Source organism: Enterobacter cloacae complex sp. S2, assembly GCF_015159675.1.
Classification (GTDB): domain Bacteria; phylum Pseudomonadota; class Gammaproteobacteria; order Enterobacterales; family Enterobacteriaceae; genus Enterobacter; species Enterobacter intestinihominis.
Map to the genome: position 1 here is coordinate 100,827 of NZ_JADDTS010000002.1, position 24,497 is coordinate 125,323.

General features: G+C 59.5%; 21 protein-coding genes. 10 read left to right on the top strand and 11 right to left on the bottom strand.

What is annotated here, in order from left to right; genetic code table 11:
* Window positions 1-25 precede the first annotated feature (25 nt).
* From ubiG to yfaE, 4 genes are all read left to right on the top strand, one after another.
* Window positions 26-754: a bifunctional 2-polyprenyl-6-hydroxyphenol methylase/3-demethylubiquinol 3-O-methyltransferase UbiG gene (gene ubiG, locus IPZ49_RS01125; RefSeq protein ID WP_006811346.1), complete on the top strand. Its 729-nt coding sequence runs from the start codon at window positions 26-28 to the stop codon at window positions 752-754.
* Between the two features lie 349 nt (window positions 755-1,103).
* Complete coding sequence (gene nrdA, locus IPZ49_RS01130; protein WP_023295072.1) at window positions 1,104-3,389, top strand: class 1a ribonucleoside-diphosphate reductase subunit alpha; 2,286 nt, start codon at window positions 1,104-1,106, stop codon at window positions 3,387-3,389.
* A 100-nt stretch (window positions 3,390-3,489) separates the two neighbouring features.
* Window positions 3,490-4,620: a class Ia ribonucleoside-diphosphate reductase subunit beta gene (nrdB, locus tag IPZ49_RS01135; RefSeq protein ID WP_026080618.1), complete on the top strand. Its 1,131-nt coding sequence runs from the start codon at window positions 3,490-3,492 to the stop codon at window positions 4,618-4,620.
* Window positions 4,620-4,874 (top strand): class I ribonucleotide reductase maintenance protein YfaE, encoded by a 255-nt coding sequence (yfaE, locus tag IPZ49_RS01140; protein WP_003859419.1) that lies wholly within the window; start codon window positions 4,620-4,622, stop codon window positions 4,872-4,874. Before nrdB ends, yfaE begins: the two co-directional genes overlap by 1 nt.
* An 83-nt stretch (window positions 4,875-4,957) precedes the next feature.
* Here the strand turns inward: yfaE and glpQ are convergent, their stop codons facing one another.
* The gene (gene glpQ / locus IPZ49_RS01145; protein WP_017693020.1) at window positions 4,958-6,019 is read right to left on the bottom strand and encodes a glycerophosphodiester phosphodiesterase; all 1,062 of its coding nucleotides are present in this window, start codon (window positions 6,017-6,019) and stop codon (window positions 4,958-4,960) included.
* 11 nt (window positions 6,020-6,030) lie between these two features.
* Window positions 6,031-7,383 (bottom strand): glycerol-3-phosphate transporter, encoded by a 1,353-nt coding sequence (gene glpT / locus IPZ49_RS01150; RefSeq protein ID WP_003859423.1) that lies wholly within the window; start codon window positions 7,381-7,383, stop codon window positions 6,031-6,033.
* Between the two features lie 250 nt (window positions 7,384-7,633).
* On the opposite strand from glpT, the gene glpA reads away from it, so the two are divergent.
* Genes glpA through glpC form a run of 3 tightly spaced genes read left to right on the top strand, consistent with a single transcriptional unit; the run spans window position 7,634 to window position 11,656 of the window.
* Window positions 7,634-9,262, top strand: coding sequence for an anaerobic glycerol-3-phosphate dehydrogenase subunit A (gene glpA / locus IPZ49_RS01155; RefSeq protein ID WP_058689099.1), 1,629 nt, complete (start codon window positions 7,634-7,636; stop codon window positions 9,260-9,262).
* Window positions 9,252-10,469 carry a glycerol-3-phosphate dehydrogenase subunit GlpB gene (glpB, locus tag IPZ49_RS01160; protein WP_058689100.1) on the top strand — a complete coding sequence of 406 codons (1,218 nt, stop codon included), beginning with the start codon at window positions 9,252-9,254 and terminating at the stop codon, window positions 10,467-10,469. The genes glpA and glpB overlap by 11 nt, the downstream gene beginning before the upstream one ends.
* Complete coding sequence (glpC, locus tag IPZ49_RS01165) at window positions 10,466-11,656, top strand: anaerobic glycerol-3-phosphate dehydrogenase subunit GlpC (protein WP_045141706.1); 1,191 nt, start codon at window positions 10,466-10,468, stop codon at window positions 11,654-11,656. The genes glpB and glpC overlap by 4 nt, the downstream gene beginning before the upstream one ends.
* A gap of 31 nt (window positions 11,657-11,687) precedes the next feature.
* Here glpC and IPZ49_RS01170 read toward each other — a convergent pair whose 3' ends face one another.
* From IPZ49_RS01170 to tctD, 4 genes are all read right to left on the bottom strand, one after another.
* Window positions 11,688-12,887, bottom strand: a complete 1,200-nt coding sequence (locus IPZ49_RS01170) for a nicotinamide mononucleotide deamidase-related protein YfaY (RefSeq protein WP_017383418.1) — start codon at window positions 12,885-12,887, stop codon at window positions 11,688-11,690.
* 94 nt (window positions 12,888-12,981) lie between these two features.
* Window positions 12,982-13,524 (bottom strand): YfaZ family outer membrane protein, encoded by a 543-nt coding sequence (locus IPZ49_RS01175; protein WP_017383419.1) that lies wholly within the window; start codon window positions 13,522-13,524, stop codon window positions 12,982-12,984.
* 129 nt (window positions 13,525-13,653) lie between these two features.
* A complete protein-coding gene (locus IPZ49_RS01180) occupies window positions 13,654-15,063 on the bottom strand; it encodes a sensor histidine kinase (protein ID WP_023304141.1) in 1,410 nt (469 codons plus the stop codon).
* Window positions 15,050-15,724, bottom strand: coding sequence for a transcriptional regulator TctD (gene tctD / locus IPZ49_RS01185; protein ID WP_006811361.1), 675 nt, complete (start codon window positions 15,722-15,724; stop codon window positions 15,050-15,052). The genes IPZ49_RS01180 and tctD overlap by 14 nt, the downstream gene beginning before the upstream one ends.
* 152 nt (window positions 15,725-15,876) lie before the next feature.
* On the opposite strand from tctD, the gene IPZ49_RS01190 reads away from it, so the two are divergent.
* From IPZ49_RS01190 to IPZ49_RS01200, 3 genes are read left to right on the top strand one after another with little or no spacing between them, the layout of a single operon-like run.
* Window positions 15,877-16,857, top strand: a complete 981-nt coding sequence (locus IPZ49_RS01190) for a tripartite tricarboxylate transporter substrate binding protein (RefSeq protein ID WP_006811363.1) — start codon at window positions 15,877-15,879, stop codon at window positions 16,855-16,857.
* An 11-nt stretch (window positions 16,858-16,868) separates the two neighbouring features.
* On the top strand, window positions 16,869-17,300 hold the full coding sequence (locus tag IPZ49_RS01195; protein ID WP_003859443.1) for a tripartite tricarboxylate transporter TctB family protein: 432 nt from the start codon (window positions 16,869-16,871) through the stop codon (window positions 17,298-17,300).
* Between the two features lie 11 nt (window positions 17,301-17,311).
* Window positions 17,312-18,826, top strand: a complete 1,515-nt coding sequence (locus IPZ49_RS01200) for a tripartite tricarboxylate transporter permease (protein WP_015572280.1) — start codon at window positions 17,312-17,314, stop codon at window positions 18,824-18,826.
* On the opposite strand, the gene menE is transcribed toward IPZ49_RS01200, so the two are convergent.
* From menE to menD, 5 genes are read right to left on the bottom strand one after another with little or no spacing between them, the layout of a single operon-like run.
* Window positions 18,827-20,188: an o-succinylbenzoate--CoA ligase gene (menE, locus tag IPZ49_RS01205; RefSeq protein ID WP_032654327.1), complete on the bottom strand. Its 1,362-nt coding sequence runs from the start codon at window positions 20,186-20,188 to the stop codon at window positions 18,827-18,829.
* A complete protein-coding gene (gene menC / locus IPZ49_RS01210; protein WP_047741419.1) occupies window positions 20,185-21,150 on the bottom strand; it encodes an o-succinylbenzoate synthase in 966 nt (321 codons plus the stop codon). The genes menE and menC overlap by 4 nt, the downstream gene beginning before the upstream one ends.
* A complete protein-coding gene (gene menB, locus IPZ49_RS01215; RefSeq protein WP_032669451.1) occupies window positions 21,150-22,007 on the bottom strand; it encodes a 1,4-dihydroxy-2-naphthoyl-CoA synthase in 858 nt (285 codons plus the stop codon). The genes menC and menB overlap by 1 nt, the downstream gene beginning before the upstream one ends.
* Window positions 22,004-22,780 carry a 2-succinyl-6-hydroxy-2,4-cyclohexadiene-1-carboxylate synthase gene (menH, locus tag IPZ49_RS01220; RefSeq protein WP_058689101.1) on the bottom strand — a complete coding sequence of 259 codons (777 nt, stop codon included), beginning with the start codon at window positions 22,778-22,780 and terminating at the stop codon, window positions 22,004-22,006. Before menH ends, menB begins: the two co-directional genes overlap by 4 nt.
* Window positions 22,777-24,447, bottom strand: a complete 1,671-nt coding sequence (menD, locus tag IPZ49_RS01225; protein ID WP_193762831.1) for a 2-succinyl-5-enolpyruvyl-6-hydroxy-3-cyclohexene-1-carboxylic-acid synthase — start codon at window positions 24,445-24,447, stop codon at window positions 22,777-22,779. Before menD ends, menH begins: the two co-directional genes overlap by 4 nt.
* Between the last annotated feature and the right edge of the window lie 50 nt (window positions 24,448-24,497).

The window sequence follows — 24,497 nt, forward strand, 5'->3', positions numbered from 1 at the left end:
TGCTAAATAAGGAGTAAAAGCGCCCATGAATGCCGAAAAATCCCCGGTGGCTCACAACGTTGACCACGAAGAGATTGCCAAATTTGAAGCGGTGGCGTCCCGCTGGTGGGATCTCGAAGGTGAGTTCAAACCTCTGCATCGTATTAACCCGCTGCGTCTGGGCTATATCGCGGAGCGTTCCGGCGGTCTGTTCGGTAAGAAAGTGCTCGACGTCGGCTGCGGCGGCGGCATCCTGGCGGAAAGTATGGCGCGTGAAGGGGCCACCGTCACCGGTCTGGACATGGGCTTCGAACCTCTACAGGTTGCGCGTCTTCATGCGCTGGAGTCCGGCGTACAGGTAGAATATGTCCAGGAAACCGTGGAAGAGCACGCGGCAAAACATGCGCACCAGTATGACGTGGTGACCTGCATGGAGATGCTGGAGCACGTTCCCGATCCGCAGTCGGTGGTCAGCGCCTGTGCAAAACTGGTGAAACCGGGTGGACAGGTCTTCTTCTCGACCATCAACCGCAACGGCAAAGCCTGGCTGATGGCCGTGGTAGGCGCGGAATACGTGCTGCGCATGGTGCCGAAAGGGACGCACGACGTGAAGAAGTTCATCAAGCCTGCCGAACTGCTGGGCTGGGTTGACCAGACATGGCTTAAGGAGCAGCACATGACGGGTCTGCACTACAATCCGCTGACGGATAAATTCAAACTTGCCCCAGGTGTGGATGTTAACTATATGTTGCACACAACCGCCAAAAACGACTAACGTCATCCGTTATTCTTATAATGATTGCGCGACATCATGTTGCGCAATTCTGACCTCCCGTTGAAGAAATCAGCACTCGATCAAATTTTGAATTTTTTTTCTTAATTATTGACATCTCTTCCAGGCCTTACGGCACGAGGACTTAGCCTTTTTTACCCTTTCACAACCTCAATTTAACGTCAAAATCAACCCTTGTGCTGAAAAGATTCGATACTAGAATACTCACCATATAGCGTTCTTCTTATCGCAAAACCCCTATATGTAGTATTTATCCACAGAGTTAGTCACAAGACGGTTCTGTGGATAAGCGGGGGATATTTTTTTATTTCACGGACAGGTAAAAACCCACATGAATCAGAGTCTGCTGGTGACAAAGCGCGACGGTACCACCGAGCGTATCAATCTGGACAAAATCCATCGAGTTCTCGACTGGGCAGCAGAAGGACTGAACAACGTATCTATCTCCCAGGTTGAACTGCGTTCTCACATTCAGTTCTACGACGGCATCAAAACGTCTGATATCCACGAAACCATTATCAAAGCCGCGGCAGATCTGATCTCCCGCGACGCACCGGATTATCAGTACCTCGCTGCGCGTCTGGCGATTTTCCACCTGCGTAAAAAAGCCTACGGCCAGTTCGAGCCGCCGAAGCTTTACGATCACGTAGTGAAAATGGTCGAGCTGGGCAAATACGACACGCATCTGCTGGAAGACTATACGGAAGAAGAGTTCGAGCAGATGAACGGGTTTATCGATCACTGGCGCGACATGAACTTCTCCTACGCGGCGGTGAAGCAGCTCGAAGGTAAATACCTGGTTCAGAACCGTGTGACGGGCGAAATCTACGAGAGCGCCCAGTTCCTCTATATTCTGGTGGCCGCCTGCCTGTTCTCTAATTACCCGCGTGAAACCCGTCTGGACTACGTGAAGCGTTTCTACGATGCGGTCTCTACGTTCAAGATTTCTCTGCCTACGCCAATCATGTCTGGCGTGCGTACCCCTACCCGTCAGTTCAGCTCCTGCGTACTGATCGAGTGTGGTGACAGCCTGGATTCCATCAACGCGACCTCCAGCGCCATCGTGAAATACGTCTCCCAGCGTGCCGGTATCGGCATCAACGCCGGCCGTATCCGTGCACTGGGCAGCCCGATCCGCGGCGGTGAAGCGTTCCACACCGGCTGTATTCCGTTCTACAAGCACTTCCAGACGGCAGTAAAATCCTGCTCTCAGGGCGGCGTGCGTGGTGGTGCAGCGACCCTGTTCTACCCGATGTGGCACCTGGAAGTGGAAAGCCTGCTGGTTCTGAAAAACAACCGCGGCGTGGAAGGCAACCGCGTGCGTCACATGGACTACGGCGTGCAGATCAACAAGCTGATGTACACCCGTCTGCTGAAAGGGGAAGACATCACCCTGTTCAGCCCGTCCGACGTCCCGGGTCTGTACGACGCGTTCTTCGCCGATCAGGACGAGTTCGAGCGTCTGTACACCAAATATGAAAAAGACGACAGCATCCGCAAGCAGCGCGTGAAAGCGGTCGATCTGTTCTCCCTGATGATGCAGGAACGTGCCTCTACCGGTCGTATCTACATCCAGAACGTTGACCACTGCAACACCCACAGCCCGTTCGATCCGGTGGTTGCACCAGTGCGCCAGTCCAACCTGTGCCTGGAGATCGCCCTGCCGACCAAACCGCTGGAAGACGTGAACGACGAAAACGGTGAAATCGCGCTCTGTACGCTGTCCGCATTCAACCTGGGTGCGATTAAGAGCCTGGACGAGCTGGAAGAGCTGGCGGTGCTGGCGGTTCGTGCGCTCGACGCCCTGCTGGATTACCAGGATTACCCAATCCCGGCGGCAAAACGCGGCGCAATGGGCCGTCGCACTTTAGGTATCGGCGTGATCAACTTCGCCTACTGGCTGGCGAAAAACGGCAAGCGTTACTCCGACGGCAGCGCCAACAATCTGACGCACCAGACGTTCGAAGCGATTCAGTACTACCTGATGAAAGCCTCTAACGAGCTGGCGAAAGAGCAAGGCGCGTGCCCGTGGTTCAACGAAACCACCTACGCGAAAGGCATTCTGCCGATCGACACCTACAAAAAAGACCTGGATGCGATCGTCAGCGAGCCGCTGCACCTCGACTGGGAAGGCCTGCGCGAGTCCATTAAAACTCACGGCCTGCGTAACTCCACGCTCTCTGCCCTGATGCCGTCCGAGACCTCTTCGCAGATCTCCAACGCCACCAACGGTATTGAGCCACCGCGCGGCCACGTCAGCATCAAAGCGTCGAAAGACGGCGTGCTGCGTCAGGTGGTGCCGGATTACGAAACGCTGGGTGACAACTACGAGCTGCTGTGGGAAATGCCAAACAACGACGGCTATCTGCAACTGGTGGGTATCATGCAGAAGTTTATCGACCAGTCGATCTCTGCCAATACCAACTACGACCCAACGCGCTTCCCGTCTGGCAAGGTTCCGATGCAGCAACTGCTGAAGGACCTGCTCACCGCCTACAAATTTGGCGTGAAAACGCTGTACTATCACAACACCCGTGATGGTGCGGAAGACGCCCAGGACGACCTGGTGCCGTCAATTCAGGACGATGGCTGCGAAAGCGGCGCATGTAAGATCTAAGCACTTCGCCGGGTGGCGCTACGCTTACCCGGCCTACGGTTTTGTAGGCCCGGCAAACGCAGTGCCGCCGGGCAATAAAATCTCAACAGGACTCACCGCAATGGCATATACCACCTTTTCACAGACGAAAAACGACCAGCTCAAAGAGCCGATGTTCTTCGGCCAGCCGGTCAACGTGGCACGCTACGATCAGCAAAAATATGACATCTTCGAAAAGCTGATTGAAAAGCAACTCTCCTTCTTCTGGCGTCCGGAAGAAGTTGACGTTTCCCGCGACCGTATCGATTTCCAGGCGCTGCCGGAACACGAAAAGCACATCTTCCTCAGCAACCTGAAGTACCAGACGCTGCTGGACTCCATTCAGGGCCGTAGTCCGAACGTGGCGCTGCTGCCGCTGATCTCGATTCCTGAGCTGGAAACCTGGGTAGAAACCTGGGCGTTCTCCGAGACGATCCACTCCCGCTCTTACACCCACATCATCCGCAACATCGTGAACGATCCGGCGGTGGTGTTTGACGATATCGTCACCAACGAGCAGATCCAGAAGCGCGCGGAAGGCATTGCGCACTACTACGACGAGCTGATCGAGATGACCAGCTACTGGCATCTGCTGGGCGAAGGCACGCATAACGTGAACGGCAAAACCATTACCGTAAACCTGCGGGCCCTGAAAAAGCAGCTGTACCTGTGCCTGATGAGCGTTAACGCGCTGGAAGCGATCCGCTTCTACGTGAGCTTCGCCTGCTCCTTCGCCTTTGCCGAGCGCAAGCTGATGGAAGGCAACGCCAAAATCATCCGCCTGATCGCCCGTGACGAAGCCCTGCATCTGACCGGGACTCAGCACATGCTGAACCTGCTGCGCAGCGGCGCGGACGACCCGGAAATGGCAGCGATTGCCGAAGAGTGCAAGCAGGAATGCTACGATCTGTTCGTGCTGGCCGCCCAGCAGGAGAAAGAGTGGGCAGACTACCTGTTCCGCGACGGCTCCATGATTGGCCTGAACAAAGACATTCTGTGCCAGTACGTGGAGTACATCACTAACATCCGCATGCAGGCTGTGGGTCTCGATCTGCCATTCCAGACGCGCTCTAACCCGATTCCGTGGATCAACACCTGGCTGGTGTCCGATAACGTGCAGGTTGCGCCGCAGGAAGTGGAAGTGAGTTCTTATCTGGTCGGTCAGATTGATTCTGAAGTCAACACCGACGACCTGAGCGATTTCCAGCTCTGATGAGCCGCGTAACGCTGAGCCTTTCTGGTACAGAGGTGTTGTGCCAGGAAGAGCACCCTTCTCTGCTGGTGGCGCTTGAAGCGCATCAGGTAGAAGTAGAGTACCAGTGTCGTGAAGGCTACTGCGGCTCCTGCCGCTGCCGTCTGGTCGCAGGCCAGGTAGACTGGCTGACCGAACCGCTGGCCTTTATCAGCGAAGGGGAAATTTTGCCCTGCTGCTGCCGGGCAAAAGGCGATATTGAGATCGAGATGTAATTATGTCGGGTGGCGCTTCGCTGACCCGACCTACAAAACCGCAGTTCGTAGGCCGGGTAAGGCGCAGCCGCCACCCGGCAATTTCAGCGTTTATCCTTCAAAAAGCTCACCGCTTTATCCGGGAAATCCGTAAACAACCCGTCCACATCCGCCTGGTTATACAGCACGTCGTAAAGCTGATTCACGTCCGTCGCATACTCCGGCAGCTGGTCTGCGCGTACGGTATACGGATGCACCTGCATCTTGCTCGCATGCGCCTCTTTCACCATCGCCGTCAGCTTCACGTGACCCGGCGTTGAGCCTTCCGCCACCAGCATGTGGTAATCCGGCCCGATGCCGTCGGCGTACTGCGCAATCTGCTTCATCGCGCCCGGCTTAAACATCCAGTCGTAGCTGTAGTTCACCCACTTCCCGTCCGGCTGTTTTTCCTGGGTTTCATTCCAGTCGGTATACGCAATCAGCTGCACCAGATTGAGATCCATCCCCATTTTCGGCTCCAGCTCGGTTTTGATGCGCTTCAGTTCCGCGGCGTCGAAACATTGCAGGAAAACCTTATCCTGCTTGCTGGTGTAGCCGTACTTTTTCAGTACCTCCAGCGTCTTCGCGGCAATGTCCTTCCCTTCCTGATGGTGGAACCACGGCGCTTTGATTTCCGGGTAGATACCGATATTTTTTCCTGTCGAGTGGTTCAGCCCCTGAACAAACTCGATCTCCTCTTCGAAGGTGTGAATACGGAAGTCAGACTTACCCATCGGGAAACGTCCCGGATAGACCTGCACCTTCTTACCGTTTTCAATCTCGAAGCCCTCGGTAAACTTCAGTGAGCGGATCTCCGCCAACGTGAAGTCGATGGCGTAGTAGCGACCATCTTTACGGGCGCGATCCGGGAAACGCTCCGCCACGTCCGTGACGCGGTCAAGATAGTGGTCATGCAGAACGACCAGCTGGTCGTCCTTCGTCATCACCAGATCCTGCTCCAGATAATCCGCGCCCTGGGCATAGGCCATCGCTTTTGCCGGCAGCGTATGCTCCGGCAGATAACCGCTGGCGCCACGGTGGGCGATCACGATCTTATCCGCCGCCAGCGCGGAGCCTGTCATCAGGCCCGCCAGCAGCAGGCCTGTCGCTAACTGAGTTAATTTCATCGCAATGCTCCTTATTGACGACGCGCCAGCACTTCGGCGTGGTGACGTTTTTCACCAATCATCACAACAACCAGCAGCAGAACAGCCAGCACGCTGCCGCCAATCATCACCATAAAGCCGCCGTCCCAGCCGAAGAAGTCGACGGTGTAACCGACGATGGCACTTGCCGCCACTGAACCGCCGAGGTAGCCAAACAGACCGGTAAAGCCTGCCGCCGTGCCTGCCGCTTTCTTCGGCGCCAGCTCCAGGGCATGCAGACCAATCAGCATAACCGGACCATAAATCAGGAAGCCGATGACGATCATACAGGCCATATCCACACCCGGATTACCCGGCGGGTTTAGCCAGTAAACGACCGTCGCGATGGTGACCAGCGTCATAAAGAACACGCCCGTCGCCCCACGGTTGCCCTTAAAGACTTTGTCCGACATCCAGCCACAGATCAGCGTGCCGGGAATGCCCGCGTATTCATACAGGAAATAGGCCCAGGAGGATTTATCCAGCGCGAAGTGCTTCACCTCTTTCAGGTAAGTCGGGGACCAGTCGAGGATACCGTAACGCAGCAGGTAGACAAATACGTTCGCCACCGCGATGTACCACAGCAGCTTGTTTGGCAGCACATACTTCATGAAGATCTGCTTTGCCGTCAGCTCTTCTTCGTGCTTCTCGCTGTAATCATCCGGGTAGTCGTTTTTGTACTCTTCAATCGGCGGCAGGCCGCAGGACTGTGGGGTGTCGCGCATCAGAGCGAAGGCGATAATCGCCACCAGAATGGCGCCAAAGGCTGGCATATAGAGCGCGGCATGCCAGTCGTTGAACCAGGCCATCCCCAGCAGGAACAGCAGCGGCGGAAGCCCGCCCCCGACGTTATGTGCGCAGTTCCACACAGATACAATTCCACCACGCTCTTTCTGTGACCACCAGTGAACCATGGTGCGTCCGCATGGCGGCCATCCCATCCCCTGGAACCAGCCGCAGAGGAACAGCAGCACGAACATGATGGCAATGCTGGAGGTCGCCCACGGCACAAAGCCCATGAACAGCATCACCGCGGCCGCTAGGATCAGGCCGGCGGGCAGGAACACGCGCGGATTCGAGCGATCCGACACCGACCCCATAATGAACTTCGAAAAACCGTACGCGATGGAGATCCCCGACAGCGCAAATCCCAGATCGCCGCGTGAGAAGCCCTGCTCCACCAGGTACGGCATGGCGAGCGCAAAGTTTTTACGTACCAGATAGTACGCCGCATACCCGAAGAAGATCCCGAGGAAGATTTGCCAACGCAGACGGCGGTAGAGAGGATCAATCTCTGCCTCTGGCAGTCGCGCCCGATGTGGCGCAGGTTTAAAGATACTGAGCATAACAGCCTCCGTGGCCTTTCAAAAAATGACCGGGCATCTCGCGCCCGGCTACAGAGGCGGCGATGTTAAGAAATCACGGTGAATGTTACTGTGAATCAACGCACAGATTGTTACAGAAATATGACAGAATGCGCAAAAAAGCGCATGAAATCACGTTTCACTTTCGAATTTCGCGCGTTTATGTTCGAAATCAAACAAACCACACGATCAATGTGGCTAAATGCTAAAAAACGAACATAGAGGAAAGGCAATGACAATTCACGATCCAAGCTTCAGCGATGTGATTATCATTGGCGGTGGCGCGACGGGTGCCGGCATCGCACGCGACTGCGCCCTGCGGGGATTGAGCGTCACGCTTCTGGAACGCCACGATATCGCCACCGGCGCGACGGGACGTAATCACGGTCTGTTGCACAGCGGCGCCCGCTATGCGGTCACTGACGCTGAGTCAGCACGCGAGTGTATCGCTGAAAACCAGATCCTCAGGCGCATCGCCCGCCACTGCGTTGAACCGACCAACGGTCTTTTTATCACCCTTCCCGAAGATGATCTCGGCTTTCAGCAAACCTTTATCACCGCCTGCACGGCGGCAGGCATTCAGGCCGAGGCGATCGATCCTGCGCAGGCGCGCCGTCTTGAACCCTCGGTAAACCCGGCGTTACTGGGCGCGGTAAAAGTACCGGACGGAACCGTTGATCCTTTCCGCCTGACCGCCGCCAATATGCTCGACGCGCGGGAACATGGCGCCCAGATCCTGACCGGGCATCACGTCACCGGGCTTATTCGTGAAGGTAATACCGTGCGCGGAGTGCGCGTGTTTGATGCGCAGTACAACGAACACCGCGAGCTGTATGCCGCCGTCGTGGTCAACGCGGCGGGGATCTGGGGCCAGCGCATCGCGGAATACGCGGACCTGTCGGTGCGCATGTTCCCGGCGAAAGGCTCGCTGCTGATCCTCGACCACCGCATCAATAACCATGTCATCAACCGCTGCCGTAAACCGTCTGACGCCGATATCCTCGTGCCGGGGGACACCATTTCGTTAATCGGCACGACCTCAATGCATGTGGACTACAGCGAAATTGATTACAACCGCGTCACCGCTGAAGAGGTGGATATCCTGCTGCGCGAAGGGGAAAAGCTGGCCCCGGTGATGGCGCAGACGCGTATTCTGCGTGCCTACGCGGGCGTGCGTCCCCTCGTCGCCAGCGATAACGATCCGAGCGGGCGTAACGTCAGCCGCGGCATCGTGCTGCTCGATCACGCCGAACGCGACGGCATGGACGGGTTTATCACCATTACTGGCGGCAAGCTGATGACCTATCGGCTGATGGCCCAGTGGGCCACCGATGCCATCTGCCGTAAGCTCGGCAACACCGCACCGTGCGTGACGGCGGAACAGGCTCTGCCCGGCTCGCAACAATCGACAGAAAAAACGCTGCACAAAATCATTTCACTTCCTGCCCCGCTTCGCGGTTCAGCGATTTACCGCCACGGCGACCGCACCCCAACCTGGCTCGGTGAAGGGCGACTCAGCCGCAGCCTGGTGTGCGAATGCGAAGCCGTGACCGCAGGCGAGGTGCAGTATGCCGTGGAAAACCTGACGGTGAACAACATGCTCGATTTACGCCGCCGCACGCGCGTCGGGATGGGCACCTGTCAGGGGGAGCTGTGCGCCTGCCGTGCCGCCGGGCTGCTGCAACGTTTTCACGCCACCACGTCAACCCAGTCGCTTGCCCAGCTCAGCGATTTTTTAAACGAGCGCTGGAAAGGCATTCAGCCCGTCGCCTGGGGCGATGCCCTGCGCGAAAGCGAGTTTACCCGCTGGGTCTATCAGGGGCTTTGCGGTCTGGAGAAGGAGCACAACCATGAAATTTGATACCGTGATTGTGGGTGGGGGACTGGCGGGCCTGCTGTGCGGCCTCAAACTGACGCAGCGGGGTCTGCGCTGCGCCATTGTCACTCGCGGTCAGAGTGCCCTGCACTTCTCTTCCGGCTCGCTGGATTTACTGGGCGCGCTATCGTTCGCCGATCTGCCGCCTGAACATCCCTACCGCCTGACGGGCGCAGAGAATATGGCCCGCTTTGCCTGCGAAACCGAACACCTGCTCACCACCTGCGGCGCACGCATGCAGGGTGACGCCGAGCAAAATCATCAGCGCGTCACGCCGCTCGGCACCCTGCGCGCCGCCTGGCTTAGCCCGGAAGAGGTGCCTGTCGCCCCCATCGCTGCCGAGCGCGTGCGGGTGGTGGGGATCAGCGGCTTCCTCGATTTCCAGCCGCATCTGGCCGCCGCGTCTCTCAGACAGCAGGGTGTTCAGGTGGATACGGCGGAGATTGATCTCCCCGAACTCGACGTGCTGCGCGAAAACCCCAGCGAGTTTCGTGCGATGAACATTGCCCGCCTGCTGGATAATGAAAGTTACTGGCCGCAGCTGTACGCGGCGCTTCAACCGCTCGGCGAGACCTGCGACGCCCTGTTTATGCCCGCCTGTTTTGGCTTAACGGACAACCGGCTCTGGCGCTGGCTCTCGGCGCGCCTGCCCTGTACGCTCGGTTTACTGCCGACGCTCCCCCCTTCCGTGCCCGGCATTCGTCTGCACACCCAGCTTCAGCGTCAGTTTGTTGCCCAGGGTGGCGTCTGGATGGCAGGCGACGAGGTGAAAAAAATCATCCTGGCTGAGGGCGCGGTAAGCGAAATCTGGACCCGCAACCACGGCGACATCCCGCTTCGCGCACGCTTTACGGTGCTGGCAAGCGGCAGTTTCTTCAGTAACGGTCTGCTGAGCAGCCGGGATGGCGTGCGTGAGGCGATCCTCGGTCTGGACGTCCGGCAAAGCGCTTCCCGCGCGGACTGGTATCAAAGCGATTTCTTCACCCCGCAGCCCTGGCAGCAGTTCGGCGTGATCGTCGACAGCCAACTGCGCCCGCGGCTGGGCGGGGAACCGGTTGAAAATCTTTACGCCATCGGCTCGGTTCTGGGCGGGTACGATCCCGTGGCGCAGGGCTGCGGTGGCGGCGTCTGCGCCGTCACTGCGCTGCATGTCGCGGAGCAGATTCTCCAGCGCAGGGAGGGAGCACAATGAACGACACCCGATTTGAAAGCTGTATCAAATGCACGGTCTGCACCACGGTTTGCCCGGTCAGCGGCGTCGATCCGCGCTATCCCGGCCCGAAACAGGCCGGTCCCGACGGGGAGCGTCTGCGCCTGAAGGATGGCGCGCTCTACGACGAGGCGCTGAAATACTGCATCAACTGCAAACGCTGCGAAGTTGCGTGCCCGTCGGACGTGAAAATAGGCGATATCATCCAGCGCGCCCGCGCCCGCTACAGTACGCAAAAACCGACGCTGCGTGACGCGATACTGAGCCACACCGACCTGATGGGTAGCCTCTCGACGCCTTTCGCGCCGGTCGTCAATGCCGCCACCGCCCTGAAGCCGGTGCGCAGGCTGCTGGATGCGACGCTCAAAATCGACCATCACCGCAGTCTGCCGAAATATTCTCACGGCACCTTCCGCCGCTGGTTTAAATCCGTGGCGGCAGAACAGGCGCAGTTCTCTGAGCAGGTCGCCTTCTTCCACGGCTGCTACGTGAACTACAACCATCCGCAGCTGGGGAAAGACCTGCTGAAAGTCCTGAACGCCATGGGAACGGGCGTTCAGCTGCTGAGCAAAGAAAAGTGCTGCGGCGTTCCGCTGATTGCCAACGGCTTCATCGACAAAGCGCGCAAGCAGGCGAGCAGCAACGTCACCTCTTTACGTGAGGCGATCGTCGACAAAGGGATACCGGTACTGGCGACGTCGTCAACCTGTACCTTCACGCTGCGCGATGAATATCCGCATCTGCTGGAGGTGGATAACACCGGCCTGCGCGAGCACATTGAGCTGGCGACCCGTTTTCTCTGGCGCAAACTGGACAGCGGGCAGACGTTACCGCTGGGCAAATTGCCGCTGAAGGTGGTGTATCACACGCCATGTCATATGGAGAAGATGGGCTGGTCGATCTATACGCTTGAGCTGCTGCGGCTGATCCCCGGGCTGGAGCTGACGGTGCTGGACTCACGCTGCTGCGGCATCGCAGGCACGTACGGCTTCAAGCGTGAAAACTACCCAACGTCACAGGCCATTGGCGCGCCGCTGTTCCGGCAGATTGAAGAGAGCGGCGCAGATATCGTGGTGACGGACTGCGAAACCTGCAAGTGGCAGATCGAGATGTCCACCAGCAAACGCTGTGAACATCCCATTACCTTGCTGGCAAAAGCGCTGGCGTAACCGTTGCCGGGGATACGGCCCCGGCACACTCTCACTCCACGAACAGCGATTCGACGACGTTGATCCAGCCGTGCTCGCTGGCGACCTCTTTCCCGTTCAGCCAGCGGCGCAGCATGTTCAGCGCCATCATCGCGCACACCTCCTGACGCACGGCCAGGCTGTGGCGGGTAATGCTCATCCTGACCCGCAGGGCGTGCGTCCCTTCCGGCGTTGCCAGGGCAAAGTTGAGGTGCTCCTCATCCAGCCCGCCCACAAACAGCGCCAGCCCGGCGAAATGCTTCACTCTGCGCTCGGACGCCCAGCGCGCCGTCTGCGCCAGCGTCTCCTGCTGGAACGGCACCACTTCACTGGCCAGCAGCGGCGCACCCGCCCGGGTAAGCTGAAGCGCCAGAAGCCCACCGGTAAACTGCTCGCTTAACGTCACGCTCAACTGGCGGGACTGCAAATGCCCTGCGATCTGCGCCGGCAGCCCTTCCGTTCCTTCGAAAATCAGGCTTTCCCCGGCGACGCGCTGCACTTCCGGCCACAGCGCCAGCATGGCGGCTTTCTCTGACGCCGGTCCGGTCAGCTTCAGTTCAATAATCGGCATGGAGGAGCGATAGCCCATCGACACGCCAGGAGGCAGTTGCAGGTGATCGAGGCTCTGGGCCAGATCGCTTTCCGAGCGACCAAAGGTGGTCAGACGCAGGCACAGCGGCGGTTCAGGCAGCGTAAAGCGCGCGCGCAGGCGCGGCAGGATCTGCTGCTCGACCATCACTTTAAATTCCGACGGCACGCCCGGGGTGAAGAACATCAGGCAGCGGTTCAGCTGAACGGCAAACCCGCAGGCGGTGCCGACCGGGTTATCAATCAGTTCCGCGCTGGCGGGAATTTCAGCCTGCTTGCGGTTGCTGGGGGCCATCACGCGGCCACGCCCGGAGAAAAAGCGCTCCATCTGTGCCAGCCACGCCTCGTGCAGAACCAGGCCTTCGCCTTTGGCCGTGGCGGCGGCCAGCGCGCTGAGATCGTCGCTGGTGGGTCCCAGCCCGCCGTTCACAATCAGCACGTCGCAGCGTTCGCTGCGCTCGCGCAGAACGTTGACCAGCGACTCAAGATTGTCACCTACGGTGTTGCGGCGCGTTAACGGTAATCCTTGCTCAAAGAAGAGATCGGCGAGCCAGGCGGCATTGGTATCAATGATTTGCCCATGCAGCACTTCGTCGCCAGTGGATAACATTTCCACATTTATCATTGTGTTCTCCCATTTCAATGGTCAAAACACTATAGCGCAATCGAAGACCGGGGGAAGAGAGAAACTGGCGCGACTGAACGCCGCGCCGAGAGGATTAGAAACCGGCGCTCACGCCAATGTACGGGCCGTCTGCCAGGGCGTTGTCGCGGTTGCCGTCTTTACCGGCCAGGTTCAGATAGCGATAGCCCGCTTCGATGGTGATCGGACGCATGATGGTCCAGCGCGCGCCGGCATTAGCTTCCTGATAGCTGTCGATACCGCTGGAGAGGGAATCCGGGGAGTAGTAGTACTCACCGAACAGGCCAAAGCTGTCGCCAATTTTCCACTGCAAGCCGCCACCCACTGCCGCCGCGTAGCCTTCGTCGCCGTCGTTCGGGTTGGTGTAAATGCCTTTACCGCCGACGGTCGCCAGGAAGGGACCCAACGGCACGTTGAAGCCGAGGCCCAGGCTTGCCGCATCCCCATCGTCGTCGTTGTGCGTCCAGCCGCCGGTCATTGCCAGGCCTGCGCTATCCGTGCCAAGACCAAAGCCCAGATGGGTATAATCTTGTCCCGCCGAGCCGTTGAAGGAAATTGCGTTTGCCGCTGCTGAAACAAACATCAGGCCGCTTAAGCCCATTAATGCCACTTTTTTCATTGTCGTGATCCCGCACAATTTATTCAGAGATGTCCAAAAACCGCGAGATTTTAACCTGACTGCCTGTGTGATCAATGGACTCCGCGTGCGGCGGGCAATTAGTTTGTAACGATTTGATAATATCGGCATTTATACCTGCATCAGAAAGCGCATTTTCACGCTCAGCCCACCCAGATTTTCACTGGGCATCAGCTGAAGATGGCTGCGGTGCAGGCGGGCAATATCGTTAGCCAGCGCCAGGCCAATGCCGGACCCGGCGGCATCGCCCACGTTATCCAACCGATGAAACGGCAGCATGGCCTGGGAGATCTGGTCTTCAGCAATGCCCGGTCCGCTGTCCTCCACGCTCAGCTCAACGGCATCGTTAGCCGTGCGCAGGTACACCGTCACGACGCCCTGCTCCGGTGTGTATTTGATCGCGTTCTCCAGCAGGTTGGCGCAAAGTTCGCCCAGCAACACGTCATCCCCCTCAATCATTACCGGCTGCTGTACGCCGTCATAACCGAGATCGATACCCTTGCTGCGCGCCTGCGCCAGCCGGGAAAAGCAGCAGTTTTGCACCACCTGTACCAGATCGACAGGCGCAAACTGTCGCTCCCCCTGCTCTTTTCGCTTCACCGCCGAAAGCTGCAACAGCCTTTCCGTCAGCACGATGGTGTTATCCAGCGTGACGTTCATCGCCCGTAAGCTCTCCTGCCACAGCGCCGGATCGTTACGCGTCAGGGCAACCGATACCTGGGTTTTCAGCACCGCCAGCGGCGTTTTGAGCTGGTGTGAGGCGTCAGCGTTAAAGCGCGCCTGCCGCGAAAGCACGCCACGTAACCTGTCGATATAGCGGTTAAATGCCACAATCAGCAGCCGCGTTTCCGACCAGGGCAATAACTCCGGCAGCGGAGCCAGCAGCCCCGGCTCACGGCGCACCATCAGGGACGAGAGCTGCCGCATCGGGCGCAGCACGCGACGCAGCAGCCACGCGGTCAGGACCAGCGTCAGCAGCACCAGCAGCCCCTGCGACACGAGCGAGGAAAACAGCAGCTGAGTGGCCAGATAGCGCCGCGACTGCAACGTTTCGGCGACGTAGATCTCCGCCATCCCGAACACACTGTCCTCGTTAACCGGCTGGAGCAGCTTCGCCACGCGGATCGCCTGCCCGCGATACTCGGTATGATAAAACCACGCCAGCGCCGGATAGTGTGTAGTGCGCGACGTGGAGGGAGGCATATTCGGCAGATCGTCGTAGCCGGAGATCGTCCGCCCGTCAGGGTCCACGACCTTGTAATAGAGGCGATCGTTCATGTTCAGCTCGAAGCTGTCGAGCACGACCCAGGGCACGTTCACCTGGAGTTTACCGTTGTGCACCACCAGCCGCTCTGACACCGTGCGCGCCGAGGATAACAGCGTGCGGTCATAGGCCTGCGTCGCCGCCTGTAACGCGCTAACGTAGCTGTTAAAGGCTGACAGCCCCCATAACAGCAGCAGCGGCAAACCCAGAAAAAGCAAAAGTTGCAGGTAAAGCGACTGCGGCTTAACCCACCTCATCGCCGCACTCCAGCACGTAGCCCAGCCCCCGGAGGGTAATGATCCGCACCCCGCTGCCGGTCAGCTTCTTACGCAGGCGGTGAATATAGAGATCGATGCTCTCGGGGCTGACGTCGTCGTTCAGGCTGAATACCTGGTCGAAAAGCTGTTGCCGGGAGACGGGACGGGTCCGGCGGTGCATCAGCACCTTCAGCAAAGAGAGTTCGCGCGGCGTGAGGGAAAGGGGTTCATCGCGCAGCAGAAAAAAGCCTTCATCATCGTACTCCAGCTCTCCCAGCCGCTGGCGCTCCTGGGTTCGTCCTTCGCTGCGGCGCAGCAGCGCGCGCAGGCGGGCATCAAGCTCCTCCAGCTCGAACGGTTTCGGCAGGTAGTCATCCGCCCCGGCATTCAGCCCCTTCACCCTGTCTGCCACGTTGCTGCGGGCGGTAAGAAACAGCACCGGCAGCGTCTGCCCGCGCTTTCTCAGGCGATGCACCACCTCCAGCCCGTCGAAGCCGGGCATGCCGATATCAAGGATCGCGACGGCATAGTTTTCTCCCTGCAAAAGATGATCGGCCGCCCGTCCATCATTGACGCAATCCACGGCAAATCCGTTTTGTACCAGCGCTTTTTCCAGCCAGTGAGCCAGCTCACGATTATCTTCCGCCAGTAAGAGACGCATATCACATCCTGTAAAGTTGGTGTCGCAGTGAAAGGGAAATGAAAGGTTATTGTTTTAACAATCACGCAACGGAACCGCTACAAGGTGGTTCACATAATCAGAAAAAATACACCCGTACCCGTACTCCCGGTTCTCCGGCGTGAGGATAAACGATGAAAAAACAATTACTTTCTACCCTTGCTGCAAGCGTATTGCTGTTGAGTGCCTCTGTCGTTCAGGCGCAGGACGCGCCATCCCGTACCGAATGTATCGCCCCGGCCAAACCCGGCGGCGGCTTCGACCTGACCTGCAAGCTGATTCAGGTCAGCCTGCTGGAGACGAAGGCCATTGAAAAACCGATGCGCGTCACCTACATGCCCGGCGGCGTGGGCGCGGTAGCCTATAACGCCATCGTCGCGCAGCGCCCTGCCGAAGCGGGCACCGTGGTGGCCTTCTCCGGCGGTTCGTTGCTGAACCTGTCGCAGGGGAAATTTGGTCGTTATGACGTGAATGACGTGCGCTGGCTCGCCACCGTAGGCACCGATTACGGCATGATCGCCGTGCGCGCGGACTCCCCATGGAAATCCCTGAAAGATCTGCTGACCGCCATGGAAAAAGATCCGAACAGCGTGGTCATTGGCGCGGGCGCCTCTATCGGCAGCCAGGACTGGATGAAAGCCGCGCTGCTGGCGCAGCAGGCCAAAGTGGATCCGCACAAGATGCGTTACGTGGCCTTTGAAGGCGGCGGCGAGCCGGTGACGGCGCTGATGGGCAATCACGTCCAGGCGGTATCGGGCGATCTCAGCGAAATGGTGCCCTACCTGAGCGGGGATAAGATCCGCGTGCTGGCGGTCTTCTCGGAAAACCGTCTGCCGGGCCAGCTGGCAGACGTCCCAACCGCTAAAGAGCAGGGTTATAACCTGGTCTGGCCGATCATCCGCGGCTTCTTCGTCGGGCCAAAAGTGACCGACGCCGAGTACCAGTGGTGGGTGGATACCTTCGCAAAACTTCAGCAAACCGAGGAGTTCAAAAAACAGCGCGATCTGCGCGGGCTGTTTGAGTTCAACCTGAACGGCAAGCAGCTGGACGAGTATGTCAAAAAACAGGTGAATGACTACCGCGAACAGGCGAAAGCCTTTGGTCTGGCGAAATAACCGGAGGCGCTATGAGCGATCGCATTTTTGCCGGGATATGGCTGCTGCTCTGCATTGGCGGCATGTTCGTCGCCTGGCAGATCCACAGCGAATACAGCTATGAACCCGTGGGGCCACGCCCCTTCCCCGTCGGCATAGTCGGCCTGATGCTGCTCTGCTCGGTGGCGCTGCTGCTGCGCCATCCGGATACCGTGGAGTGGCCGCCACGCCGTACGCTGCAACGTCTGCTGGTAATGGTAATTGTCCTGCTGATGTATGCGTGGGGCTTTGAGTGGCTCGGCTTCCCGATTGCCACCGCCCTGCTGACGATGGTGATTGGCATACTGTTTAACGCCTCGCTGCCTGCGGCGGGGATCTCCGGGGTCGTACTGGGCATTTTACTCTGGTACGCCTTCGACCGCCTGCTGGACGTGACCCTGCCGCTCGGCGCATGGTTTAACTAACGGAGCACGCTATGGATACCTGGATCTATCTCTCTCAGGGGTTCGCGGTAGCGATGACCCCGGAAAACCTGGTGATCGCCCTGATCGGCTGTTTCGTCGGGACCATCGTCGGCCTGCTGCCGGGCCTTGGCCCTATCAACGGCGTGGCGATTTTACTGCCGCTGGCCTTTGCGCTACACCTGCCTGCGGAATCGGCGCTGATCCTGCTGGCGACGGTTTATATCGGCTGCGAATACGGGGGGCGTATTTCCTCGATTCTGCTTAACGTGCCCGGCGATGCCGCCGCCATTATGACCGCGCTGGATGGCTACCCGATGGCGCAGCAGGGGCGCGGCGGCGTGGCGCTCTCTATTTCTGCCGTCAGCTCGTTCTTTGGCTCCATGATCGCCATTGGCGGCATCATCCTCTTCGCCCCGGCGCTGGCCCAGTGGTCGCTGGCGTTTGGTCCGGCCGAGTATTTTGCCCTGATGGTGTTCGCCATCGCCTGTCTCGGCAGCATGATGGCGCAGAATCCGCTGAAGTCGTTTTTGTCTGCGTTGATTGGCCTCAGTCTGGCCACCGTCGGCGTGGATGCCAACACCGGGGTTTATCGTTTTACCTTCGACAGCGTTCATCTCTCCGACGGCGTGCAGTTTATCGTCGTGGTGATTGGTCTGTTCTCTGTCTCAGAAATCTTACTGATGCTGGAGCATACCAGCAGCGGGCAGACGCTGGTGCGTAAAACCGGACGTATGCTCTTTAATGCCAAAGAGGGGGCGCAGTGTATTGGCGCCACCCTGCGTTCGTCGGTGATCGGTTTCTTCGTCGGCATTCTGCCCGGCGCGGGGGCTACTATCGCCAGCGCTATCACCTACATGACCGAGAAAAAGCTGAGCGGTAACAGCGACAGCTTCGGCAAAGGCGATATCCGCGGCGTGGCGGCGCCGGAGGCGGCGAATAACGCCTCGGCCTGCGGCTCGTTTATCCCGATGCTGACCCTCGGCGTGCCGGGCTCCGGCACCACGGCGGTAATGATGGGCGCGCTGACGCTCTATAACATCACCCCGGGTCCGGCGATGTTTACCGAGCAGCCCGATATCGTCTGGGGTTTAATTGCCGCCCTGCTGATCGCCAACGTGATGTTGCTGGTAATGAACATCCCGCTGATCGGCCTGTTCACCCGCATGCTGACCATTCCCCTGTGGTTCCTGGTCCCGGCCATCGCCGCCGTCTCTGCGGTTGGGGTGTACGCGGTGCACAGCACCACCTTCGACCTGGTGTTGATGGTGCTGCTCGGCGTGCTGGGCTACATTCTGCGCAAGATGCACTTCCCGATGTCGCCGCTGATTTTAGGGTTTGTGCTGGGGGAAATGCTGGAGCAGAACCTGCGCCGCGCCCTCTCCATCAGCAATGGCAACATGGGGATCCTGTGGGAGAGCAGCGTGACGAAGATCCTGCTGGCAATGGCGATTATGGTGATTGTCGTGCCGCCGGTGCTGCGCTGGATCCGCCGACGCCAGCACAAACCGCAGCCGGATATCGGCTGATTAGCCCCTCAACAGGGCATTGACCCACTGCTTTAACGCCTGGCGGGAGATTTTAATCCCGCCATTTTTCAGTTCTGACGGCAGCGCCAGCCAGTGTACCGGCTGCTCAAAGCGCGCCAGCCTGCCCTGAACCCACTCCGGCAGCAGCGTGATATCCGTGCCCGGCTCGCATTCCACTACCGCCACCGGACGTTGCCCGTACTCGGCATCATCCAGCGGAACGACAAACGCCTGGCTTACCTGCGGATGCGTGGCGATAACGCGCTCCAGCGCTTCGGGCTGGATCCCTTCTCCGCCGCTGAAAAAGAGATTGTCCATTCGGCCCAGAATGGTCAGGCGTCCGTCATGCCACTCGCCGCGATCGCGGGTGGCGAACCAGCCCTGCTCATTGACCAGCGGCAATAATGCGCCGTCTCGCCAGTAGCCCGCCGCCATGCTTTCCGCCCGGATCCAGACTTCACCGTTCACCACCTGAACGTCTCTGCCCGGCAGCGCGCTGCCCACGTCCGGCGCGCCGTCGGCCTCTTTGGCGCAGACGGTGGAGGCGAACTCGGTCAGACCGTAGCCGCAGAACGTACGGATCCCCTGCTCGCGCGCCTGTTCGGTCAGCGCAACGGGGATTTCCGCCCCGCCGAGCAGCACGGCTTTCAGCGCGACGGGATGGTGTGAATTAAGCAGCCGCCACAGCTGCGTTGGCACCAGCGAGGCGTGGGTACAGCCCTGTAGCGCCTGCTCCAGCGGCTGTTTTTCACGCACGGTGAGACGGCCTCCGCCCTGCAACCAGCGCCACAAAATCCCCTGACCGGAGACGTGAAACAGCGGCAGAGAGAGCAGCCAGTCGTCGCTACCGCCGTAAGGCATCAGCGCCAGCACGCCCTTTGCGCTGGCAAGGTGGGCGGCACAGGTGTGCACCGCCGCTTTCGGCAAGCCGGTGGAGCCAGAGGTGAGCGTCATTGAGGCCAGCCGTTCTGCCCGCCACGTGACGCCGCCCTGCCCCTCGCCCTCTCTTAATACCAGACCGGGCAGACCGTCATACTCACCGTTAAGCACCAGCGCAAAGCGCAGGGTCATCTGCGGCAGGAGGACGTCCAGCAGCGGACGGGGAAGCTGAGGGTTCACCGGCAAAATGCGGGCGCCGCACTGAAGCAGCGCCAGCCAGGCCAGCAGGGTCTGCGGGTGGTTGTGGGCGAGCAGCATGACGCCATCACCGTCCGTAACGCCCTGAGACTGAAAACCGGCTGCGAGACGATCGATACGCTCGCCCAGCTGAGACCAGCTGAGCGTTATATCGTCTAAACGCAGCGCGGGTTTATTGGCACTCCGGGTGCGCCAGTGCCGCCACGGCCAGTCGGTAAAACTCATCGCAATGGCTCCAGCGCCCCGACGTCGAGGCACGGCAAGGTGCTGCCAGGCCACTGACGAATCAGCTGGGCCTGCATCAGGTTTAGCGTATCGAGACCGGGAACGGTGTCCGGCGTTAACCATGCAGCGATGCGCGCCAGCTGCGTCAGGCCGAGGCTGGATTCGATGGATGAACTGATCACCGCCGTCAGCCCTGCGGCATGGGCCGCCGCAACCTGCTCGCGCACCTTGTCGAGGCTGCCGGTCAGCGTTGGCTTAATCACCACGGCCCTGACGCCCGGCTCGGCGGCAAACGCGAAATCGGCTTCGCGCAGGCTCTCATCCCAGGCAATGGCAATGCCGGTTTCCCGGGCAAAGGCGCGCGAGTCGTCGCGCGTTTTGCACGGCTCTTCGAGAAACGCGATGCGGCTGCGGTACGCCGGGTTGACGTACTTCGCAAACTGTTGCGCCCTGAGCGGCGTCCAGGCGCGGTTGGCGTCCAGGCGCAGGTGCAGATCGGGAATGGCTTCCAGTAACAGGTTAACCACCATTCCGTCGCGCACTGCTTCGTACAGGCCAACCTTTATTTTCGCCACCTTCTCGCCAGGCATCGCGGAAAGGAGCGCGAAAAGTTCATCCGGATCGCCGGTACAGAGCGGCGCGGCGCGATAGTTCGCCGCGTCCGGTAAACTGCCGTCCAGCTCTGCCAGCGCACAGCTGATGCCGAACGCGGCGGAAGGAACGTCCGGCAGCGCCGGAACTGCTCCCTCACGCCATTCGTACGTCCAGGCCATCAGCGCAGCCTGCGCCTCGTCCAGCGTTTCCAGGCTAAAACCCGGAAGCGGGGCGATTTCGCCCCACCCTTCCCGCTCGCCCTGCCGGAGATGCACGCAAAAGCCGTCACGGGTTTTTAACCGCCGTTCACGCAGCACCACGCCCGCGTCCATCGGTATCTGCCAGCGGTAAACCTGCGCGCAACGCATTACGGGTTCCGTTTGTATTTGCTGAAGTCTGGCTGGCGTTTTTCGTTGAACGCGTTGCGCCCTTCCTGACCCTCTTCGGTCATATAGAACAGCATGGTGGCGTTACCTGCCAGCTCCTGAAGGCCCGCCTGACCGTCACAGTCGGCGTTGAGGGCCGCTTTCAGGCAGCGCAGCGCCATTGGGCTGTTTTGCAGCATTTCGCGACACCAGCGCACGGTCTCTTTTTCCAGATCGGCGATCGGCACCACGGTGTTAACCAGCCCCATATCCAGCGCTTCCTGGGCGTTGTACTGACGGCACAGGAACCAGATTTCGCGGGCTTTTTTCTGACCGACAATGCGCGCCATATAGGACGCGCCCCAGCCGCCGTCGAAAGAGCCGACTTTCGGGCCAGTCTGACCGAAAATGGCATTTTCCGCCGCGATCGTCAGGTCACACATCATGTGCAGCACGTGACCGCCGCCGATGGAATACCCTGCCACCATCGCGACCACCGGTTTTGGACAGGTGCGGATCTGGCGCTGGAAATCCAGCACGTTCAGGTGGTGCGTGCCCGCATCATCCTGGTATCCGCCGTAGTCACCGCGGACTTTCTGATCGCCGCCGGAGCAGAAGGCTTTCTCCCCTTCCCCGGTGAGGATGATGACGCCGATAGTGTCATCGTAGCGGGCATCCGCCAGCGCCTGGATCATCTCTTTTATGGTCAGCGGACGAAACGCGTTGCGCACCTGTGGACGGTTGATAGTGATTTTGGCGATACCATCGGCGGATTTGTGGTAACGAATGTCGGTGTAGCCTTCGGAGCAGTCCTGCCATTCAACCGGCGCGTAAAGCATGTGTTCATCAGGATAGATCATAGCGTGTCCTTTGTTCGATAACGCAGTATCTGAGCCAGACTCGCGGCAACCGCGTCCGGGTTGTCCCGGTGGGCGTTGTGTCCGGCGTGAGGGATAGCATGACGTGTGGCGTTGAGTTCAGCAGCGATGGCTGCAAACTTCCCGTCACGTTCGCCATAGAGATAGTCAAAAGAAAAATCACGCGCGGTGAGCGCGGGACGTAAATCAGGCTGAACGGCAAGCGAGGTGGCTTCCAGCATCTCTGCCAGCCTCGGGCCGTTGTTCCGGCTGCGCAGCGCGATCAGCGCCCTGCGCTGATCATCCGTAAGTGAGGCAAAGACCGGCTGTTGATACCAGTCGGCAAAGACGGCCTCCAGCGGCTCACTGCGAAACCGTGACGCCCAGCGGCGGTCAGAGATCAGCCGGGCCTGGCGCGCATTGGCGTCTTGCAGGCCCGGGTGCCCACCTTCCACAATCACCCCGTCTAACCCCGCAGGATGCTGACAGGCATGGAACATCGCAATGCGGCCGCCGAGAGAGTACCCCACGAGCCAGTATCTTAGTATGTTGTAACTAACAAGGGTATGCGAGAGCAATTCACTTACCTCTGCAAACCCCGTCACGCCCGTATCCGCTGAACCACCGTGCCCGGGCAGGTCAATGTAGAGCCGGGGGTAGTCATGCAGCGACGCCCCGACAGCCTGCCACTCGCGACAGTCGCCGGAAAAACCGTGCAGGAAAACCAGCCAGGGGTAGCCTGGTTTTCCTGGCTGGGAGACGCCTGCGAGGATCACAGGTGACTCACCTGCGCAAGCAGATGTTGCAGCTTCTGCGCGCCGTCAGCATCGTTTACCACCAGCTCAATCAGCGTCGCGCCAGGCTGCCGCCAGGCGGTGTTCAGCGCCGTCTCCAGCGCGTCCCAGTTTTCCGGGCGATGGTACTTCAGGCTGAACATGGCGGCGGCGTGTTCGAACTGCACGTTTTGCGGCATCAGATAGAAGCGCTCACGCTCGCTTTGCGGCGTCGGCAGCAACGAGAAAATCTGCCCGCCGTTATTGTTCACAACAATCAGCACGAACGGGGCCGACGCCTGACGCAGGAGCGCCAGCGCGTTGAGATCGTAGAGGGCTGAGAGATCCCCCACAATCGCCAGCGTGGATTTCGCGCTGGCCCGCTGTACGCCAGCGGCGGTGGAGATCAGGCCGTCAATGCCGCTCGCGCCCCGGTTGCTGTACACCGGATAACCCGCCGGCAGCTGCGAAAAGGCGTCAATCAGGCGCACCACCAGGCTGTTACCGACAAAAAGTTGTCCCTGCTCGGGAAGATATTTGCGGATACGGTGCGCCAGCCCGGCTTCACTGAACGCCTCGCACTGCGCTTTGGTGAGTTCCCACGCCTGACGTGACAGCGCCGGGATCTCCACCGCCCAGGGTTTGCGTTTTTCCGCCGGATGCAATTCCAGCCAGCTGTCAATGTTGCTCACCAGGCGGCGGCCGCGATGGTGCGCCGGGTCAAGGCGTCCTTCGAGCGGATCCACCAGCCAGTACTCTTCTGGGGTACAGGTGGCCTGCCACTGGAGCAGACGCTTCCCCGTCAGGCTCGATCCCAGCTGGACGACAATCTGCGCCTGCGCCAGCTCGGTAACCGCTTTCGCGTTACCCAGCCAGAGGTCGGCGCAGGGCAGCGGCTGGCCCGTCTGGGAAAGCACGTCACCAATCAGCGGCCAGCCAAGCGTTTGTGCCCACTCCGCCGCCAGCTTGCCTTCCGCCGCACTCATCCGCCCGGCAATCACCACGCCGCGCTTCTGGCGCCAGAAGAACCAGTCGCGCTGTTTTGCGCTTTCCAGATGAGTCTGCTCGCGCAGCCAGGATTTTTCGCTCTCCCACCAGTCTCCCAGCTGCTGTTGCCAGACGAGGCCAGTATCGTTCATTTCACCGTACAGCGGCTCGGCAAACGGGCAGTTAATGTGCAGCCCGCCGCTGCGCAGTGCGTTTATGGCGTGGTCAAGGGTTGAGACCAGCCAGCTGGCGGGAATATCCTGGGTGGGGCGCGGCAACGAGACCGTCTGTGAAGGATGCGAGGCAAAAATGCCAGGCTGACGAATCGCCTGATTAGCACCGCAGTCAATAAGTTCCGGGGGACGGTCGGCAGTGAGTAAAATCAGCTTTTCGCCGGTTAATCCCGCTTCTATCAGCGCCGGATACAGGTTCGCCACCGCCGTGCCGGAGGTGACTATCACCGCCACGGGCGCTTTGCTGACTTTCGCCAGCCCGAGCGCCAGATGGCCCAGACCCCGCTCATCAAAATGGGTGTGGTGAATAAAAGCCCGGTTTTCCGCGGCAGCAAGGGTGAGCGGCGTGGAGCGAGAGCCCGGGGCAATACACACATGCCTGACACCATGACGGGTCAGGGCTTCAAGGATCACCGCCGCCCAGCGTCGGTTAAAAGAACTTACTGACATGAGATTGTCCAGTATCAAGAATGCGACACAGTATAAATAATAGAAAAAGT

Coding starts and splice junctions, on each gene's coding strand:
- ubiG (WP_006811346.1), top strand. CDS start 26: ATGAATGCCGAAAAATCCCCGGTGGCTCACAACGTTGACCACGAAGAG.
- nrdA (WP_023295072.1), top strand. CDS start 1,104: ATGAATCAGAGTCTGCTGGTGACAAAGCGCGACGGTACCACCGAGCGT.
- nrdB (WP_026080618.1), top strand. CDS start 3,490: ATGGCATATACCACCTTTTCACAGACGAAAAACGACCAGCTCAAAGAG.
- yfaE (WP_003859419.1), top strand. CDS start 4,620: ATGAGCCGCGTAACGCTGAGCCTTTCTGGTACAGAGGTGTTGTGCCAG.
- glpQ (WP_017693020.1), bottom strand. CDS start 6,019: ATGAAATTAACTCAGTTAGCGACAGGCCTGCTGCTGGCGGGCCTGATG.
- glpT (WP_003859423.1), bottom strand. CDS start 7,383: ATGCTCAGTATCTTTAAACCTGCGCCACATCGGGCGCGACTGCCAGAG.
- glpA (WP_058689099.1), top strand. CDS start 7,634: ATGACAATTCACGATCCAAGCTTCAGCGATGTGATTATCATTGGCGGT.
- glpB (WP_058689100.1), top strand. CDS start 9,252: ATGAAATTTGATACCGTGATTGTGGGTGGGGGACTGGCGGGCCTGCTG.
- glpC (WP_045141706.1), top strand. CDS start 10,466: ATGAACGACACCCGATTTGAAAGCTGTATCAAATGCACGGTCTGCACC.
- IPZ49_RS01170 (WP_017383418.1), bottom strand. CDS start 12,887: ATGATAAATGTGGAAATGTTATCCACTGGCGACGAAGTGCTGCATGGG.
- IPZ49_RS01175 (WP_017383419.1), bottom strand. CDS start 13,524: ATGAAAAAAGTGGCATTAATGGGCTTAAGCGGCCTGATGTTTGTTTCA.
- IPZ49_RS01180 (WP_023304141.1), bottom strand. CDS start 15,063: ATGAGGTGGGTTAAGCCGCAGTCGCTTTACCTGCAACTTTTGCTTTTT.
- tctD (WP_006811361.1), bottom strand. CDS start 15,724: ATGCGTCTCTTACTGGCGGAAGATAATCGTGAGCTGGCTCACTGGCTG.
- IPZ49_RS01190 (WP_006811363.1), top strand. CDS start 15,877: ATGAAAAAACAATTACTTTCTACCCTTGCTGCAAGCGTATTGCTGTTG.
- IPZ49_RS01195 (WP_003859443.1), top strand. CDS start 16,869: ATGAGCGATCGCATTTTTGCCGGGATATGGCTGCTGCTCTGCATTGGC.
- IPZ49_RS01200 (WP_015572280.1), top strand. CDS start 17,312: ATGGATACCTGGATCTATCTCTCTCAGGGGTTCGCGGTAGCGATGACC.
- menE (WP_032654327.1), bottom strand. CDS start 20,188: ATGAGTTTTACCGACTGGCCGTGGCGGCACTGGCGCACCCGGAGTGCC.
- menC (WP_047741419.1), bottom strand. CDS start 21,150: ATGCGTTGCGCGCAGGTTTACCGCTGGCAGATACCGATGGACGCGGGC.
- menB (WP_032669451.1), bottom strand. CDS start 22,007: ATGATCTATCCTGATGAACACATGCTTTACGCGCCGGTTGAATGGCAG.
- menD (WP_193762831.1), bottom strand. CDS start 24,447: ATGTCAGTAAGTTCTTTTAACCGACGCTGGGCGGCGGTGATCCTTGAA.